Origin of the sequence: Bacillus sp. HSf4, assembly GCF_029537375.1 — a bacterium.
Classification (GTDB): Bacteria; Bacillota; Bacilli; order Bacillales; family Bacillaceae; genus Bacillus; species Bacillus sonorensis_A.
Genome location: NZ_CP120679.1, coordinates 3980024 through 3998547, shown reverse-complemented (window position 1 = coordinate 3998547; position 18524 = coordinate 3980024). Strand labels below are relative to the sequence as shown.

The 18524-nt window shown below is 48.3% G+C and carries 17 protein-coding genes; 14 read left to right on the top strand and 3 right to left on the bottom strand.

What is annotated here, in order from left to right; translation table 11 throughout:
- The first annotated feature begins 84 nt into the window (after positions 1-84).
- From speE to argS, 4 genes are all read left to right on the top strand, one after another.
- Positions 85-915: a spermidine synthase gene (speE, locus tag P3X63_RS20660; RefSeq protein WP_026589126.1), complete on the top strand. Its 831-nt coding sequence runs from the start codon at positions 85-87 to the stop codon at positions 913-915.
- 54 nt (positions 916-969) lie between these two features.
- The gene (gene speB, locus P3X63_RS20655) at positions 970-1842 is read left to right on the top strand and encodes an agmatinase (protein ID WP_026589125.1); all 873 of its coding nucleotides are present in this window, start codon (positions 970-972) and stop codon (positions 1840-1842) included.
- A gap of 423 nt (positions 1843-2265) precedes the next feature.
- Positions 2266-2694 (top strand): YwiB family protein, encoded by a 429-nt coding sequence (locus tag P3X63_RS20650; RefSeq protein WP_026589124.1) that lies wholly within the window; start codon positions 2266-2268, stop codon positions 2692-2694.
- A complete protein-coding gene (gene argS / locus P3X63_RS20645; RefSeq protein WP_277691842.1) occupies positions 2691-4361 on the top strand; it encodes an arginine--tRNA ligase in 1671 nt (556 codons plus the stop codon). Before P3X63_RS20650 ends, argS begins: the two co-directional genes overlap by 4 nt.
- 61 nt (positions 4362-4422) lie before the next feature.
- On the opposite strand, the gene P3X63_RS20640 is transcribed toward argS, so the two are convergent.
- Positions 4423-4692 carry a hypothetical protein gene (locus P3X63_RS20640; protein WP_026589122.1) on the bottom strand — a complete coding sequence of 90 codons (270 nt, stop codon included), beginning with the start codon at positions 4690-4692 and terminating at the stop codon, positions 4423-4425.
- 75 nt (positions 4693-4767) lie between these two features.
- Entirely contained in the window at positions 4768-5946 is a 1179-nt protein-coding gene (gene cls, locus P3X63_RS20635) for a cardiolipin synthase (RefSeq protein ID WP_035428671.1), read from the bottom strand.
- A 158-nt stretch (positions 5947-6104) separates the two neighbouring features.
- Between cls and P3X63_RS20630 the strand changes: the two genes are divergently transcribed.
- The 7 genes from P3X63_RS20630 (at position 6105) to P3X63_RS20600 (ending at position 15321) form a co-directional block, all read left to right on the top strand.
- Entirely contained in the window at positions 6105-8219 is a 2115-nt protein-coding gene (locus P3X63_RS20630) for a (Fe-S)-binding protein (protein WP_077736027.1), read from the top strand.
- Between the two features lie 84 nt (positions 8220-8303).
- Positions 8304-9482, top strand: a complete 1179-nt coding sequence (locus tag P3X63_RS20625) for an acetyl-CoA C-acetyltransferase (protein ID WP_077736028.1) — start codon at positions 8304-8306, stop codon at positions 9480-9482.
- Between the two features lie 16 nt (positions 9483-9498).
- A complete protein-coding gene (locus P3X63_RS20620; protein ID WP_026589118.1) occupies positions 9499-10356 on the top strand; it encodes a 3-hydroxybutyryl-CoA dehydrogenase in 858 nt (285 codons plus the stop codon).
- A 14-nt stretch (positions 10357-10370) separates the two neighbouring features.
- Positions 10371-11501, top strand: a complete 1131-nt coding sequence (locus P3X63_RS20615; protein ID WP_077736029.1) for an acyl-CoA dehydrogenase family protein — start codon at positions 10371-10373, stop codon at positions 11499-11501.
- A 22-nt stretch (positions 11502-11523) separates the two neighbouring features.
- Positions 11524-12663 carry an acyl-CoA dehydrogenase gene (locus P3X63_RS20610; protein WP_277691834.1) on the top strand — a complete coding sequence of 380 codons (1140 nt, stop codon included), beginning with the start codon at positions 11524-11526 and terminating at the stop codon, positions 12661-12663.
- A gap of 282 nt (positions 12664-12945) precedes the next feature.
- Positions 12946-13455, top strand: coding sequence for a DNA-directed RNA polymerase subunit delta (gene rpoE / locus P3X63_RS20605; RefSeq protein ID WP_026589115.1), 510 nt, complete (start codon positions 12946-12948; stop codon positions 13453-13455).
- Positions 13456-13713: 258 nt separating this feature from the next.
- A complete protein-coding gene (locus P3X63_RS20600) occupies positions 13714-15321 on the top strand; it encodes a CTP synthase (RefSeq protein WP_026589114.1) in 1608 nt (535 codons plus the stop codon).
- 127 nt (positions 15322-15448) lie between these two features.
- On the opposite strand, the gene P3X63_RS20595 is transcribed toward P3X63_RS20600, so the two are convergent.
- Positions 15449-15979 (bottom strand): DUF2529 domain-containing protein, encoded by a 531-nt coding sequence (locus P3X63_RS20595; RefSeq protein ID WP_026589113.1) that lies wholly within the window; start codon positions 15977-15979, stop codon positions 15449-15451.
- 177 nt (positions 15980-16156) lie between these two features.
- Between P3X63_RS20595 and P3X63_RS20590 the strand changes: the two genes are divergently transcribed.
- The 3 genes from P3X63_RS20590 to fsa all read left to right on the top strand — a co-directional run bounded on the left by P3X63_RS20590 (position 16157) and on the right by fsa (position 18463).
- Positions 16157-16531, top strand: coding sequence for a response regulator (locus P3X63_RS20590; protein ID WP_026589112.1), 375 nt, complete (start codon positions 16157-16159; stop codon positions 16529-16531).
- A gap of 208 nt (positions 16532-16739) precedes the next feature.
- On the top strand, positions 16740-17597 hold the full coding sequence (locus P3X63_RS20585; protein WP_077736031.1) for a class II fructose-bisphosphate aldolase: 858 nt from the start codon (positions 16740-16742) through the stop codon (positions 17595-17597).
- A 230-nt stretch (positions 17598-17827) separates the two neighbouring features.
- A complete protein-coding gene (fsa, locus tag P3X63_RS20580) occupies positions 17828-18463 on the top strand; it encodes a fructose-6-phosphate aldolase (protein ID WP_026589109.1) in 636 nt (211 codons plus the stop codon).
- Positions 18464-18524: the final 61 nt, after the last annotated feature.

The window sequence follows — 18524 nt, the reverse complement described above, 5'->3', positions numbered from 1 at the left end:
CCGATTTTAACGGGCAGAATAATCGTCGCAACAGGCGAGAAAAATAGATGGGAATACAGCTCATAATGAAAGGAAGATGACGCTTTGAGCGGACTTTGGTATACAGAGAAGCAAACGAAAAATTTCGGCATTACAATGAAAATCAATAAGACTTTACATACAGAGCAGACAGATTTCCAAAAACTAGAAATGGCGGAAACCGAAGAATTCGGCAACATGCTGTTTTTGGACGGCATGGTGATGACATCTGAAAAAGATGAATTCGTTTACCACGAAATGGTGGCGCACGTGCCCCTGTTTACACATCCGAATCCTGAGCGGGTGCTCGTTGTCGGCGGCGGTGACGGCGGCGTCATCAGAGAAATTTTAAAACATCCAAGCGTAAAAAAGGCGACGCTTGTCGATATCGACGGCAAGGTCATTGAATACTCCAAAAAGTATTTGCCTTCCATTGCCGGCAAGCTTGACGATCCGCGCGTCGAAGTGAAGGTTGATGACGGCTTCATGCACATCGCCAAATCGGAAAACGAATACGATGTGATCATGGTTGATTCAACAGAGCCGGTAGGGCCTGCTGTTAACCTGTTTACAAAAGGATTTTACGCGGGGATTGCAAAAGCGCTGAAAGAAGACGGCATTTTCGTCGCTCAGACGGACAACCCTTGGTTTACACCGGAGCTGATCACAAACGTTCAGCGCGATGTAAAGGAAATCTTCCCGATCACCAAGCTGTATTTGGCCAACATTCCGACATACCCAAGCGGACTGTGGACGTTTACGATCGGTTCGAAAAAATACGATCCTCTCGAAGTGGAGGAGAGCCGTTTCTTTGATATCGAGACGAAATACTATACAAAAGAGATTCATAAAGCGGCATTTGTCCTTCCGAAATTCGTCAGCGATTTAATCAAATAAAACAGTTTGGCGCAGGATGAGATTCTGCGCTTTTTTTCAGGGAGGTTTTTGAAGATGAGATTTGATGAAGCATATTCCGGAAAAGTATTTATTGCAAGCCGTCCCGACTGGGAAAAGGCGGACGCCATTCTTTACGGCATGCCGATGGATTGGACGGTCAGCTACCGCCCCGGCTCCCGCTTCGGTCCGGCAAGAATCCGCGAGGTATCCATCGGACTTGAAGAATACAGTCCATATTTGGACAGGGAACTTGACGAGGTTCATTTCTTTGACGCAGGCGACATTCCCCTGCCTTTTGGAAATCCGCAGAAGAGCCTCGATATGATTGAACAATATGTGGACGGCATTTTGGAAAAAGGAAAATTTCCGCTCGGTATGGGTGGAGAGCACCTTGTTTCCTGGCCGGTCATAAAAGCGATGTACAAAAAATATCCGGACCTGGCCATCATCCATATGGATGCGCACACAGATCTGCGCGTCGAATACGAAGGTGAGCCGCTTTCCCATTCAACTCCGATTCGCAAGGCGGCGGAATTGATCGGGCCGGAAAATGTGTTTTCATTCGGAATCCGCTCCGGGATGAAAGAGGAATTTGAATGGGCAAAAGAAAACGGCATGCACATTTCCAAGTTCGAAGTGCTTGAGCCGCTCAAAACAATCCTTCCAAAGCTCGCCGGACGTCCGGTCTATGTAACGATTGACATCGATGTGTTGGATCCGGCCCATGCGCCTGGAACGGGAACGGTGGACGCCGGAGGCATCACTTCCAAAGAGCTGCTTGCTTCGATTCACGAAATCGCCCGTTCGGATGTTAAGGTCGCCGGCGCGGACCTGGTGGAAGTGGCGCCGATCTATGACCATTCGGAGCAAACGGCCAATACGGCAAGCAAGCTGATCCGCGAAATGCTGCTCGGCTGGGTAAAATAAGGCAGGCCCAGCGCGTCGACAAACCCTCGCATTCGTTATCAGGCCTCACCAAAGGCGGAGCTTGCGAATAGAAAAAGGAACGGCGGCTAATGGCTCAGGCGTCCTGCCTGAACGCACGCCTATCACATGGAACGACGGTTAAACGCGACCGGACGTCCTGTCCGAACACCGTCGTCATCACATCCTGTGAAAGTCCGCTGCTCGGCCTTCCCAGACTGCAAGGGGGTTCGGGTCTGCTAAAGGCTGACAAAAAACTTTGTCAACAATCTGAGCTGTCCCATAATGGGACGGCTTTTTTCTTAGAAAAATTGTTTATCTTCCGTGCCGTTCTGTTAAGATGGTATAAAGGGGCTGCGGTTGAACTTTTTTCTTTGAATGATTATACTAATCAAGTCAAATCGGATCAAAAAAGGAAGTGTCGGAATGGATCAGGAGACACCCGTAGACATTCATGTGAAATCTGTAATCCGCGAAGGATCGGAAACCGAAACGATTGAATTCCGGACAACGGGATTTTATTATACGAAAAAAGATAAAATCTATCTTTCCTATCATGAAGAGCATGAGGCGGGAAAGGTGAAAACGATTGTCAAAGCAAGCGACAGCGAAGTTCTGGTCATGCGTTCCGGCGCCATTGAAATGAAGCAGCGCTTCAGGCCGGGCAGACGAACCGTCACCCATTATAAAATGCCTTTCGGAGAGCTCGAGCTGGGTGTTGACACAAAGGATATATCAGTCAATCACGAGTCCCGGGAAGGAAAGATCAGCATAGAGTACGATATGATTGTAAGAGATGATCAAAAGCATTTACATAAGATGTCGATTTCGTATAGAGGAGGACAAGAGTCATGAACATAGTCGAACAGATGAAAGATGTGCTGAAGCAGGAAATCAAAGAGGCCGTCATCAAAGCAGGGCTCGCTGAGGAAAAGGATGTTCCTGAAGTCGTTTTGGAACTGCCGAAAGATAAAGCTCACGGGGACTATTCCACTAACATGGCGATGCAGCTGGCGCGAATCGCGAAAAAGGCGCCGCGCATGATTGCCGAGGATATTGTCTCATCATTCGATAAAGGAAAAGCATCGATTGATAAACTTGATATTGCGGGCCCTGGCTTCATCAATTTTTATATGGATAATCAATATTTAACAAAGCTGATTCCCGCTGTCATTAAAGCGGGGGAGGCTTATGGCGAAACGAATACCGGCGGCGGAGAACGCGTTCAGGTCGAATTCGTCTCTGCAAACCCGACGGGGAACCTCCATCTCGGTCACGCCCGCGGTGCGGCGGTCGGCGACTCGCTTTGCAATGTGCTTGAAAAAGCCGGCTATGAAGTAAGCCGCGAATATTACATTAATGATGCCGGCAATCAAATCAACAACCTTGCCTTATCTGTCGAAGCCCGCTATTTTGAAGCGCTCGGTCAGGAAAAGCCGATGCCTGAAGATGGATACCGCGGCGAGGATATTAAAGAAATCGGCAAAAAGCTCGCCGAAGAGTACGGCGACCGTTTTATCCATGATGAAGAGAGCGAACGCCTTGCATTTTTCCGTGAGTATGGTTTGAAATACGAGCTGGGGAAACTCCGCGAGGATCTGGAAAACTTCCGTGTACCGTTTGATGTATGGTATTCGGAGACATCGCTTTATCAAAACGGCAAAATCGATCAGGCGCTTGAAACCCTCCGAGAAAAAGGGCACATCTATGAAGAGGACGGTGCGACATGGTTCCGTTCGACTGCATTCGGCGATGACAAAGACCGCGTGCTGATCAAAAAAGACGGATCATATACCTATCTTCTGCCTGATATCGCCTATCACAAAGACAAGCTTGACCGCGGCTTTGATAAATTGATCAACGTGTGGGGAGCCGATCACCACGGCTATATCCCGCGGATGAAAGCGGCCATTGAAGCGCTCGGCTATGACAAGGAAACGCTTGAGGTCGAGATCATCCAGCTCGTCCATCTTTATAAAAACGGCGAAAAAATGAAGATGAGCAAACGTACCGGAAAAGCCGTCACCATGCGCGATCTCATTGATGAGGTCGGCCTTGACGCGGTTCGCTATTTCTTTGCGATGCGCAGCGCCGACACACACATGGACTTTGACCTTGACCTTGCCGTTTCGACATCAAATGAAAACCCGGTTTACTACGCGCAATACGCCCATGCGAGAATTTGCAGCATGCTCCGCCAAGGCGAAGAAAAAGGCATGTCATTTGAAGGCAGCCTTGATCTGACGAAAATCGGATCTGAGAAAGAGTATGACCTGCTGAAAGTGATCGGCGCGTTCCCTGAAGCTGTCGCCGATGCTGCGGAGAAGCGGATTCCGCACCGCATCACAAACTATATCTTCGAGCTGGCATCCGTGCTCCACAGCTTTTACAATGCTGAGAAAGTTCTCGACCCGGCGGATGAAGAAAAAAGCCGCGCGCGTTTATCATTGATGAAGGCAACACAAATTACGCTAAATAACGCGCTGAAGCTGATCGGTGTTTCCGCCCCTGAAAAAATGTAAAAAGCAAAATCCCTCATCCAAGATGGGGGATTTTTGTTTTTTTCGGGGGAGACTGAATGGCTTATGGTTGGATATGAGTCTCCGAGAGAATCGACTTTGCTTTCTTGATCAGCGCTTGCGCTTCTTTTCCCTCGATGACAACAAGGCATTCTTTTTCTCTGTTGGCCATTCTGAACATTTCCAGTTCGATCAAATCTTTCATTGTGCACATCGTTTTTTTCGTGCAGATATAAAGCTGATGTCTTGCTGAGCGGCAGAGGCGGTACAGTTCAATCAGGTTTTTCAAGGTTAAGGACTGCGCGCTCAGTTTGATGGATTCTGCTTGATTCATATGGCATCCCCTCCGATATGTAAATATTCATTTTGATGAATTGTTACCCCAGATGTTGATCCAGTAAACGCGAATTCACAAAAAATAGGCGACCGATTTTGCCAGCCATTCCAAGGGGCGCTGGATCACAGGCCGCTTCGCGTACCGTTCCTTCGTCAGCAGCTCTGACTGTTCAATGCTTTCTTGAACAACGGAGAGAAACTGTTTGGACCATTCTTTATCATGGATGACGACACTGACTTCATCATTGAAAAACAAGCTGCGAAAATCAAAATTTGCTGTCCCGATCATGACGTGCTTGTTATCCACAATCACTGCTTTGGCATGGTAAAACCCCTTGTAATATCTGTAAATGAAGCAGCCGGCCTCCAAAAGCGCGGAAAAATGCACAAAGGCGGCTTCTTTGACCAGCGGGTGATCGGCTTTCATCGGGATGAGAATCGAAACGATCACGCCCCGTTTTCTTGCTGAGAGCACAGCCTGCTCTAAAGCGGGGCTCGGGATGTAATAAGGTGTGCAGATCATGATTCGTTCTTTTGCCTGGTCAATCAGTGACACGTAGCGTTTTTCGAGCGAAAATCCCTTGGTAGCGTGCATCGTATGGGTGACGGCTCCTTTGTGCAGGGCGGGAAATGGATTGCTTTTCAGTTTTATCAAAGGCGCATTTCTTTTTAAGTCTGTTAAAAAAATGTGCTGCAGATCAGCAACGCCTTCTCCCGTCATTCGCAAATGATAATCTTTCCACGGACCGAATTTTTCTTCCTTCCCGAGGTATTCCATTCCGATATTAAAGCCGCCCACATAACCGATTTTTCCGTCAATGATCGTGATTTTCCGGTGATTTCTCGCATTCAGCCGATAAAGGAAAAAAGGAAAAGCCGGGAGATTTGTAAAATGGACATGCGCCCCGCTTTCCTCCAGCATTCGCATCGTTTTTCTCTTCACTTTCATGGAGCCGATCCGGTCGATCAGTAAATATACGGGAACTCCTGCTTCCGCTTTATCCTTCAGCAGCCGGAAAAATTCGAGGCTGATAGCGTCGTGCTTCATCATATAAAACATGACATGGACCGATGATGCAGCTTGCCGTATATCGTGCATCAGCCGCTCGCACAGGTCTTCTCCGTTGTGAATCAGTTCAATGTCGCTTCTTTTCTCCGAAAATACAGGTTCATAAGCCCTTTTTTTCAATGCTTTTCGGCCGAAATAAAAGTCGAACACCGCCAGCAGAATGAGCAGAAACAAAATCATCATGAACGGAATCACGAAAGAGGACACTCCTTTAAGACATGTAGAGAATTAGTGTACCCTTATTTTCCGGATTTATGAAAAAACATTGACTGAACACTCATTCATTATTTAAGATAAAGGTAGTTCGGAAGGGGATTGGGACATGAAAGGGGGAGCTGCAGTTGAATGATTTGTTATGGTTGAATTTCCTTGCATTTTTAGGTGTAACCGCTTACGCCGTTTATCTGTTCATTTATCTGGTTAAAACGAGAGTCAGCTACATCAGGCTCGGGCAAAAAGAGGTTTTTGATAAAAGGATAAAGGAACGGCTTCAAAAGATATGGGTGAATGTGTTCGGCCAAAAAAAACTGCTCAAGGATAAAAAAAGCGGCATCATTCATGTGATGTTTTTTTACGGATTTATTCTCGTCCAGTTTGGCGCGATTGATTTTATTGTGAAAGGGCTTTTGCCGGACAGGGGGCTGCCGCTCGGCAAAGCGTACCCGGCGTTTACTTTCTTTCAGGAAATTGTGACGCTGTTGATTTTGATCGCGGTCGTCTGGGCTTTTTACAGACGGTATATCGAAAAGCTCGTCAGGCTGAAGCGGAATGTAAAGTCCGGGATCGTGCTCATCTTGATCGGCGGTTTAATGTTTACCGTATTGCTCGGAAACGGGATGAACATCATCTGGCACGGTCATTCGCCGTCATGGCATGAACCGATGGCGTCTGCCGCAGCCTTCATTTTCGGCTTTATCGGTGAAACCGCGGCCGCCGTTGTGTTCTATGCTGCCTGGTGGGCCCACCTTTTGATTTTGCTGACGTTTTTGGTCTATGTTCCGCAGTCCAAGCATGCCCACTTGCTGGCCGGTCCGGCGAACGTGTTTTTCAGCCGTCTGACAAATCCGGGCAAGCTTGAAAAAATCGATTTTGAAGATGAATCAAAAGAAACGTTTGGGGTCGGGCGCATTGAGGAATTCAGACAGTCCCAGCTGATCGATCTTTATGCATGTGTGGAATGCGGCCGCTGTACGAATATGTGTCCGGCGACAGGGACCGGGAAAATGCTGTCGCCGATGGATTTGATTTTGCGTCTCAGAGACCATTTGACAGAGAAGGGCGCCGCTGTCACTTCAAAAACCCCGTGGGTTCCCGCGGCGTTTTTTAAACATACAAAGGGCAATCAGCTTGCCATGGCCGCCGGCGGTGAAGGATCGCGGGAAGCCGCTGCAGCAGAGCTTTACAATCCAAGTCTGATCGGCGACATCATCACCGAAGAAGAAATCTGGGCCTGCACAACATGCCGGAACTGTGAAGACCAATGTCCGGTCATGAATGAACATGTCGACAAAATCATCGATCTCCGCCGTTATCTCGTGCTCACAGAAGGCAAGATGGATGCCGATGCCCAGCGGGCCATGACCAGTATTGAAAGGCAGGGCAACCCTTGGGGGCTGAACAGGAAAGAACGGGAAAACTGGCGCGATGCGAGAGAAGACGTTGAGATTCCGACAGTCAAGGAAATGAAGAAAAAAGGAGAGGCGTTTGAATACCTGTTTTGGGTCGGATCGATGGGGTCGTATGACAGGAGAAGCCAAAAGATCGCGCTGGCTTTCGCGCGCCTCCTCAACCAAGCGGGTGTTTCCTTTGCGATATTAGGCAATAAAGAAAAGAATTCCGGCGATACGCCGAGACGGCTCGGCAACGAGTTTTTATTTCAGGAGCTGGCCGTTAAGAATATCGAGGAATTTGCGAAAAACAATGTTCAAAAAATTGTAACCATCGACCCTCATGCATACAATGTTTTTAAAAATGAGTATCCTGATTTCGGCTTGGAAGCAAAGGTTTATCATCATACAGAATTACTCGCCACACTCATTAAGGAAGGCAGGCTCAAGCCGGAGTTCCCGGTCCATGAAACGGTCACCTTCCATGATTCCTGCTATTTGGGCCGTTACAACGAAGTATATGACCCGCCGCGGGAGATTCTGCGCTCGATCTCAGGAATCCGCCTGGTGGAAATGGAACGCAGCCGTGAAAACGGGATGTGCTGCGGAGCCGGGGGCGGCCTCATGTGGATGGAGGAGGAGACGGGCGCGAGAATCAATGTGGCCAGAACAGAGCAGGCTCTCAGCACCTCACCTTCGGTCATCAGTTCGGGATGCCCGTATTGCTTAACAATGCTCGGCGACGGGACGAAGGCAAAGGAAATCGAGGATCAAGTCGGCACATATGATGTTTGTGAGCTGCTCGAACGCGCTGTATTTGGATCAGAAGAGAAAGAACATGCTTCCTAGAAAGGTTGAATAAAAGAAGGTGTGAGCTTTATCTCCGCCTTCTTTTATCGTCAATATTCAAAAGACAAAGCGGGGGGAGTATAAATGGTCAGAACGGTTATTGCAGGCGGTGCGCGGACGCCATTTGGAAAGCTGGGGGGCGCGCTTCAGACAAAAACGGCCGCCGAACTCGGAGGTATTGCCATCAAAGAAGCGTTACAGCGGTCCGGGGTAAGACCGGAGGATATTGATGAAGTCATCATGGGGTCCGTTCTGCAGGGAGGGCAGGGACAGCTGCCGTCAAGGCAGGCGGCCCGGCATGCAGGACTTCCGTGGGAGGTTAAAACAGAAACGGTCAATAAAGTATGCGCATCCGGTTTACGAAGCGTCACCATGGCCGATCAAATCATCCGTGCCGGCGATGCGGAAGTCATTGCCGCCGGCGGGATGGAATCGATGTCAAACGCACCCTATATGCTGGACAAAGCGAGATGGGGCCTGCGGATGGGAAATGGAACTGTTCGGGATTCAATGATCACAGACGGCTTGACATGTTCATTTACGGGTGTGCACATGGGCACATACGGGAATGCCGCGGCAAAAGAATTAGAGATTACAAGGGAAGAACAGGATCGGTGGGCGCTGCGAAGCCATATGCGGGCTGTACGGGCGGCCTCATCAGGTATCTTTGGAGAAGAGATCGTTCCGGTCAGGATTCAAGAAAAGCGGGGAAGGGAAATAACGGTTGACCAGGATGAAGCTCCCCGGGCTGATACATCGCTGGAACGTCTCGGGAAGCTGTCGCCCGTCTTTGATATGGACGGCACGATCACAGCGGGCAATGCGCCAGGTGTAAATGACGGGGCCTGTTCTTTCGTCATGATGAGCGAAGAAAAAGCGAAAGCCTTGAAGCTGTCGCCCGCCGCCGTCATAACTGCGCATACATCGATTGCTGTCGAAGCCAAAGACTTTCCAAAAACGCCGGGCCTTGTCATTCAGGAGCTCTTGAAAAAAACGGGGGCTGAGCTTGCCGACATCAGCCTGTTTGAAATCAATGAGGCCTTTGCCGCGGTCGCTTTGGCCAGCGCACGGATCGCCCGCCTTGATACGGAAAAAATCAATGTCAACGGCGGCGCCATTGCCCTCGGCCATCCGATCGGTGCAAGCGGAGCCAGAATCATTTTGACGCTGATGTACGAATTAAAACGGCGCGGCGGCGGTACGGGCATTGCGGCGATTTGCAGCGGAGGCGGCCAGGGAGATGCCGTTATGATTGAAGTTTAAAAAGGGGGATTTTGATATGAGAAATGACACGGTCATGGTCATCGGCGCAGGTCAGATGGGGTCCGGAATCGCCCAGGTGTGCGCCCAGGCCGGCTACAATGTTGATATGCATGACGTATCAGAAGAACAAATTCAAAAAGGAATGAAGCGAATTTCCGACCAGCTTGTCAAACAGGCGGAAAAGGGGAAAATGCCGCACCGAGATGTGAAACAAATCTATCAGCGTTTATCCCCCGCAGCGTCGCTTGAAGATGCCGCGGACGCTTTCCTTGTCATCGAAGCCGCCGTCGAGCAAATGGACATCAAAAAAGAGATTTTCAAGCGCTTGGACGATATAACCGGAGATTCAGCGATATTGGCCAGCAATACATCGTCCCTGTCGATTACAGAGCTTGCGTCGGTCACGCAAAAACCGCAGAATGTCATCGGCATGCATTTTATGAATCCCGTGCCGATCATGCAGCTCATCGAGGTGATCAGAGGCTTGGAGACGAGTGATGAGACCTATCAAACCGTTGTCACATGCGCAAAGAAGCTGAACAAAGTGCCAATTGAAGTCCATGATTTTCCGGGGTTTATCTCCAACCGGATTTTAATGCCGATGATCAATGAAGCGGTGTTTGCCCTTTATGAGGGAATCGCGGAAAAGGAAAGCATTGACGGAATCATGAAGCTCGGCATGAACCATCCAATGGGGCCGCTGGCCCTTGCCGACCTGATCGGGCTCGACACTTGCCTATATATTATGGAGACGCTGCACAAAGGCTTCGGAGATGATAAATACAGGCCGTGCCCCCTCCTAAAGCAATATGTCAGTGCCGGACGCCTTGGCAAGAAAACGGGCAAAGGCTTTTATACGTACAGAGAAGCCTAAAGGAGGGACGGATATTGAACCTTCGTTTTACAGAGGAACAAAGCCGCATGCAGACATTCATCAGGCAGTTTGTCCAACAGGAGGTCGCTCCCTTTGTGCCGGAAATGGAAAAGGGCCGTTTCCCCGGAGAGATTTTAAGAAAAATGGCGGAACGCGGCTTGATGGGGCTTCCGGTTCCGGAAAAGTACAACGGAGCGGGCAAAGACTTTGTTTCGTACATCATGACGATTCATGAACTGTCAAAGGTAAGCGCCGTTTTGGGCGCGGTTTTATCTGTCCATACATCGATTGTCACGATTCCCATTCTTTTATACGGCACTGATGAGCAAAAAGGGCAATACGTCAAAAAGCTCGCTTCCGGGCAATATTTGGGGGCATTTTGTTTAACAGAGCCAAGCGCCGGATCTGATGCCGGAAGTTTAAAAACAAGGGCGGAAAAGCGCGGAGACACCTATGTGCTGAACGGATCAAAGGTGTTTATTACCAACGGCGGCCGGGCGGATGTGTACCTCGTATTTGCCTCAACAAATCCGGAGGCGAAAACAAAGGGTATTTCCGCCTTTATCGTAGAAAAAGGCACACCTGGCTTTCAGATCGGAAAAAATGAAGACAAAATGGGCCTGCACGGGTCGCAAACCGTCACTTTGAATTTTGATAACGCTGTCATCCCGGCCCGTCAGCTGCTTGGCGAGGAAGGCAAAGGGTTTAAAATGGCCTTGGCAAATCTGGACACCGGCAGGATCGGCATCGCCGCGCAGGCTCTTGGGATTGCCGAAGGAGCGCTTGCTTATGCCATTGACTTTTTGAAAAAGCGCTATCCGAAAGGAGAGATGCATCAAAAGCGGCAGGGAGCGGCTTTTAAGCTGGCCGATATGGCGACGAGGACGGAGGCCGCGAAGCTTCTCGTTTACCGGGCCGCTTGGCTGAAGGAACAAGGGATGAAAACCGGGCAGGCGGCGTCAATGGCCAAACTGTTCGCCTCAGAAACGGCGCTGTATGTCGCTGATGAAGCGGTGCATCTGCTCGGCGATTATGGCTATACAAAGGATTTCGACGCTGAACGGTATTTCAGAGATGCAAAAGTATGCGAAATCTACGAGGGAACGAGCGAGATTCAGAGAATCGTCATCAGCAAGCATTTATAAGGTGACAGAGGAGGAAAGAGCGATGATCTTTACGCTGTCAGAAGAGCATCAAATGATACAGAAAATGGTGCGTGACTTTGCAAAGCATGAGGTGGAGCCGACAGCAAAGGAGCGGGATGAGGAAGAAAGGTTTGACAGAGGGCTGTTTCAAAAGATGGCAGAACTGGGGCTGACAGGCATTCCGTGGCCTGAGGAATACGGGGGAATCGGCAGTGATTATTTGGCATATGTTATGGCGGTTGAAGAGCTTTCCAAAGTCTGTGCATCAACCGGCGTCACTTTGTCCGCTCATACGTCGCTTGCCGGCTGGCCTATCTATGCTTTTGGAACGGAAGAGCAAAAGCAGGCGTACTTAAAACCGATGGCGCGCGGCGAAAAGATCGGGGCATATGGATTGACGGAGCCCGGTTCAGGATCCGATGCCGGCGCGATGAAAACGACCGCCTTCAAAAACGGTGATGAATACATTTTAAACGGGACGAAGATTTTTATCACCAACGGGGGAATCGCCGACTGCTACATTGTGTTTGCTGCGCTGGATCCGGAAGCTAAGCACAAAGGGACCACCGCTTTTATCGTTGAAAAGGATTTTCCGGGTTTTTCTGTCGGGAAAAAAGAAAAGAAGCTTGGGATTCGTTCCTCTCCGACAACGGAAATTATCTTTGAGGACTGCCGCGTTCCTTTAAAAAACCGCCTCGGTGAAGAGGGAGAAGGCTTTAAAATTGCGATGATGACGCTTGACGGAGGCAGAAATGGAATCGCGGCCCAGGCCGTCGGCATTGCACAAGGTGCGTTAGAGGCGGCTAAAGCGTATGCGAAGGAACGAAAGCAGTTTGGCCGGCCGATTGCCGAACAGCAGGGCATCGCCTTTAAGCTCGCTGATATGGCGACGGCGATCGAGGCTTCGAGGCTCCTAACCTATCAGGCGGCCTGGCTGGAATCGGAAGGACTTCCTTACGGGAAAGCATCCGCGATGTCAAAGCTTTTTGCCGGGGATACGGCGATGAAAGCGGCGACGGAGGCCGTGCAGATTTTCGGCGGGTACGGATACACAAAGGATTATCCGGTTGAACGCTATATGCGGGATGCGAAAATCACGCAAATTTATGAAGGGACGCAGGAAATTCAGAGAATCGTGATTTCGAGGATGCTGATGAAATGAATCCTCTCTAAACCGTGCCGGCGGACATGCTGCCGGCATGGTTTTTTCAACGAGCTTTCGCGCTCTCGCGGCCGCCCTGTTTCCAGGCTTCGTCTCCCCGGTCTTCCTTTTCCCGCCCGTACGGTAAAAATTAATGAATTAACGGGAATAAAGGTGGCATAAAGTGTTTTCTTTTGTTTATAATGAGAGGTATGGTTTGTCGTAAAGACAGAAATTACATGCTTATTTTCTATGACAAAGATAGTAGATACATACATGAAGCTAGAAAGGGAGTGTCCTGCGATGAGTTTGAAACAATACTCAGAAGAGCAGCTAAAGGAAATGGCTTTAGTTGAAATCGCATACGAAATTTTCTCTGAACAAAAGAAACCAATGACTTTCCAGGAGCTTACAGACCAAGTGGTTTCATTGCTTGGATTGGGGAAAGAAGAACTGGAAAACCGCATTGCCCAGTTTTACACGGATTTAAATATTGACGGCCGCTTTTTGGCGCTGTCAGACCAAACGTGGGGTCTGCGCAGCTGGTATCCGTATGATCAGCTCGATGAAGAAACACAGCCGACCGTAAAAGCGAAGAAGAAAAAAGCGAAAAAAGCTGTTGAAGAGGACCTCGCTCTTGATGAATTCGAAGAAATTGACGAGGATGATATCATCCTTGACGATGTTGAAGAAGATCTTGACCTTGACGACGAGGAATACGACGATATCGATGAGGCGGATGATGACGAGCTTGATGATCTTGAAGACGAGATCTTGGATGACGATTATGATGACGAGGATGACGAAGATTAATGATATGTCTTAAACGGCATATACATTTTTAAATCGATCTTGACTTTCACAGGCGAACTATGTAGTATGTATTTTGGGCTCTTCAAAAAGAAGAGATTCAAGTGATACGAACTAACAGCTCCCTTTCAAGAAATTGAAAGGGAGCTTTCTTGTTTTTCCGCCTCCTAATCATTTAAATCATTTAGAAAAGATCTAAATGATTTTCCATAAACGGAGCATTTTAAGGAATAAGCGTTAATTGAAGAGAGGGGTACAGAAATGACAAAATATATCTTTGTAACCGGAGGAGTTGTATCCTCGCTTGGAAAAGGAATCACAGCATCTTCACTCGGGCGCCTTCTGAAAAACAGAGGCTTGAACGTCACCATTCAAAAGTTTGATCCGTATATCAACGTGGATCCCGGCACGATGAGTCCGTATCAGCACGGAGAAGTATTTGTAACCGATGACGGTGCGGAAACCGACCTTGACCTGGGACACTATGAGCGCTTCATCGACATCAATTTAAATAAATACAGCAATGTGACAACGGGAAAAATCTATTCCACAGTGCTGAAAAAGGAACGCAGAGGAGACTACCTGGGCGGCACCGTTCAGGTCATTCCCCATATCACAAATGAAATCAAGGACCGCGTGTTCCGCGCAGGGAAAGAAACGAACGCTGACGTCGTGATTACAGAAATCGGCGGCACCGTCGGGGATATCGAGTCACTCCCGTTTCTCGAAGCGATCCGCCAAATCAAGAGCGATGTCGGCCGCGATAATGTGATGTACATTCACTGTACGCTTGTTCCATATCTGAAAGCGGCGGGAGAAATGAAAACAAAACCGACACAGCACAGTGTAAAAGAACTGCGCAGCCTCGGCATTCAGCCAAACGTGATCGTCGTCAGAACGGAAATGCCGATTTCTCAAGATATGAAAGATAAAATTGCGCTGTTTTGCGACATCGATCCTAAAGCGGTGATTGAAGCCGGGGATGCCGAAACATTGTATTCCATTCCGCTTGATCTGCAAAATCAAGGGCTTGACGACCTTGTCTGCAGCCATTTGAAGCTGGAATGCAAAGAAGCTGATATGGAAGAATGGAAAGAGCTTGTCAATAGAGTGCAAAACCTTTCTAAATCGGCGACAATCGCTTTAGTCGGCAAATACGTCGAGCTGCCGGACGCCTACATTTCAGTCGTTGAATCGCTTCGCCACGCTGGATATGCGTTCGACTCCGACATTCAGATTAAATGGATCAACGCCGAAGAAGTAACGGAAGAAAACGTGGCCGGACTGGTCCATGATGTAGACGGAATTCTTGTTCCGGGCGGATTCGGGGACCGCGGTGTCGAAGGGAAAATCGCCGCCGTCAAATACGCGCGCGAGCAAAAGATTCCGTTCTTGGGAATTTGCCTCGGCATGCAAGTGGCATCGATCGAATATGCAAGAAACGTTCTCGGCCTTGAAGGTGCGCATTCGGCTGAAATTGATCCTTCTACACCACATCCGATCATCGATCTGCTTCCTGAACAAAAGGATATTGAAGATCTCGGCGGAACACTTCGCCTCGGCCTTTATCCGTGTAAGCTCCAGGAAGGTTCAAAAGCTTATGAGGCTTATCGGAATGAAGTGGTTTACGAACGCCACCGCCATCGCTACGAATTTAACAATGAGTACAGACAGCAGATGGAAGAAGCCGGATTTGTCTTCTCAGGGACAAGCCCTGACGGCCGCCTCGTAGAGATTGTCGAGCTGAAAGACCATCCGTGGTTTGTCGCGTCACAGTTCCATCCGGAATTCACTTCAAGACCGACAAGACCGCAAGCATTGTTCAGAGACTTCGTTCAAGCTTCATTAAAAGCGTCAGAAAAGCTGTAAACATCATAAAAAGCCTGTCAGCGGTTCAACTGCTGGCAGGCTTTTTTTCCTTGCGGCGAGGCCGGACCGGTATGAAATTCATAAGGCGGGCCTCATCCGCAACTTATTTCCTTCAGGCAAGCTTTTTTTATTGGTATTCCTGAAGAATTTCCTTTAATGTAAAGGACAGGGCATGATAAATATAGAGGCTGACCATAAGCGACGGAAAGCCGAATCTCGTCCCGTCATCATCGGGAAGAAGCGGCATTTTAAGCTTTGAATCAATGTGTACATCGGCCGATGCTGCAATCGGGGCGCCTTCCTTGCCGACAGGGGACACGACAACGAGATCGATTCCTTTTTCTTTCAGATTTTCCGCCATTTTCAGCTCTTCATCGTCTGAGGAATGCGCGCAGAACATCAGCACTTTGTCCGCCGGTTGAAAATCCGGCCAGTCTTCCTCATACCGCGGCAGCGGTTTGGCGGAAGGAAACGGCTCAGAACTATAGAGCGCTTCTTTCAGAATGCCCTCCAATTCATTTTTTCCATATACATAAACCGAGTGATCGCTGATAACCGCCTGGGCCAACAGACGGGCGCCGTCTTCGATCGGCTCGGATTCACCGTCCTGAATCCGGTTGAAGATTCCCGACAATTGTGTGGTAAAGATTTTAAGCAAGCTGACTCCTCCTTTTTTACTGACTATCATTATATAACAAAAGAGAATCTTGGGAAAAATCCTCTAAATATGTCGCAAACTTAAATATTTTAATTAAAGGAAAAGAGAAAATCAAAACAGAATAGATAAACTACTGCTTAATTTTGGCGAAAATTATAATTATAGAGGTGTAGAAAAATGAATGAGAAGATTTTAATCGTAGATGATCAGTACGGTATCCGGGTTTTGCTGAATGAAGTTTTCAATAAAGAAGGGTACAAAACCTTCCAGGCCGCCAACGGCATTCAAGCGCTCGACATTGTCAAAAAGGAACGGCCCGACCTTGTTTTGCTTGATATGAAAATCCCTGGAATGGATGGAATCGAAATTTTAAAAAGGATGAAAGTCATAGATGAGGAGATCCGCGTCATTATCATGACCGCCTACGGCGAACTGGACATGATCCAGGAGTCGAAGGAGCTTGGCGCCCTGACTCACTTTGCCAAGCCTTTTGATATCGATGAAATCCGCGAGGCGGTCAAAACATACCTCCCGATCAAGTCAAACGGTTAGCGGATCCAAAAAGTTTTTGATGTTGTCACAAGCGATGATGTTGCCGATTTGTCGATAAATTGTTATTCTATATAAGTAGAGAAAAGCTATCTAAAGTTTAATAAACAAAACATTTTACATATGGCAGGTTTTTCTGGTCATGCTAGGTAGGTGTGGAGAGCTTTTTTCGCAAAAGAGCAAATCAGGCTACATAAGGAGGACTTTCGACATGCCTTTAGTATCAATGACGGAAATGTTGAATAACGCAAAAGAAAACGGATATGCTGTCGGACAATTTAACTTAAACAACCTTGAGTTTACTCAAGCGATTTTACAGGCTGCTGAAGAAGAAAAATCTCCAGTGATCCTCGGTGTTTCTGAAGGTGCGGGACGCTACATGGGCGGCTTCAAAACAGTCGTTGCCATGGTAAAAGCACTGATGGAAGAATACAATGTGACAGTTCCTGTCGCCATTCACTTAGATCACGGTTCAAGCTTCGAATCTTGCGCGAAAGCGATTCATGCAGGCTTCACATCTGTGATGATCGACGCTTCCCACCATCCATTTGAAGAAAACGTCGCAACAACTTCCAAAGTTGTTGAGCTCGCTCACTTCCATGGAGTATCAGTAGAAGCAGAGCTTGGAACAGTCGGCGGACAGGAAGACGATGTTATCGCTGAAGGCGTCATCTACGCTGACCCTAAAGAGTGTCAGGAGCTTGTTGAGCGCACAGGCATCGATTGCCTTGCACCAGCACTAGGTTCTGTTCACGGCCCTTACAAAGGGGAACCAAATCTTGGCTTCAAAGAGATGGAGGAAATCGGAAAAACAACCGGTCTTCCGCTTGTTCTTCACGGCGGTACTGGTATCCCGACTGCTGACATCCAAAAAGCGATCTCTCTTGGAACAGCTAAAATCAATGTTAACACTGAAAACCAGATTTCATCTGCGAAAGCTGTTCGTGAAACATTGGCAGCCAAGCCTGATGAATACGATCCTCGTAAATACCTCGGACCTGCTCGCGAAGCGATCAAAGCAACAGTTATCGGCAAAATGCGCGAATTCGGTTCTTCAAACAAAGCTTAATGACGGTTGGAAAAACACGCCTGTTTCCCTTTCGGGGGAAATAGGATGTTTTTTCCGGCGTTTTTGGGAAGCGCTGTTCACACATGCTGTATTGGCATGAGGCTCTTTTGCTTCCCGTTCAGTCAAAAAAGCCGCCTGATAGAAGACAGGCGGTTTTATCCATATCATCTCGGAAAGCGCAAACAAGTTCCATAGTTCAGACATTTTTCATGACAGGAGGTTTTATCAATATGTTGTTTTTTATTGATACTGCAAATATAGACGAGATTAAAGAGGCTCATTCTCTGGGGGTTCTTGCGGGAGTAACGACAAATCCCAGCTTAGTTGCAAAAGAAAACATTTCGTTTCATGATCGTCTGCGCGAGATTACAGAGGTGGTTTCAGGGTCTGTCAGCGCCGAGGTTATTTCTCTAAAGGCGGAAGAGATGATTGAAGAAGGAAAAGAGCTTGCGAAAATCGCGCCAAACATCACCGTGAAAATTCCGATGACCTCTGACGGTCTGAAAGCTGTTAAAGCGCTGACTGATCTCGGTATCAAGACGAATGTCACGCTCATCTTCAACGCAAACCAGGCGCTTTTGGCAGCGAGAGCCGGAGCGACATATGTTTCCCCGTTCTTGGGACGCCTGGATGATATCGGCCATAACGGCCTGGAATTGATCAGCGAAGTGAGGCAGATTTTTGATGTTCATGGTTTGGATACGCAAATCATCGCCGCATCAATCCGCCATCCGCAGCATGTCACAGAAGCTGCTCTGAGAGGGGCTCATATCGGTACAATGCCGCTGAAAGTCATTCACCAGCTGACGAAGCACCCGCTGACTGATAAAGGCATTGAACAGTTTTTAGCAGACTGGAACAAATAAGGCGAAAAGGCTAATTGTGAGTGGCAAGTGGAGGCGCCCCCTCTGTTTGTCACCATTTTGT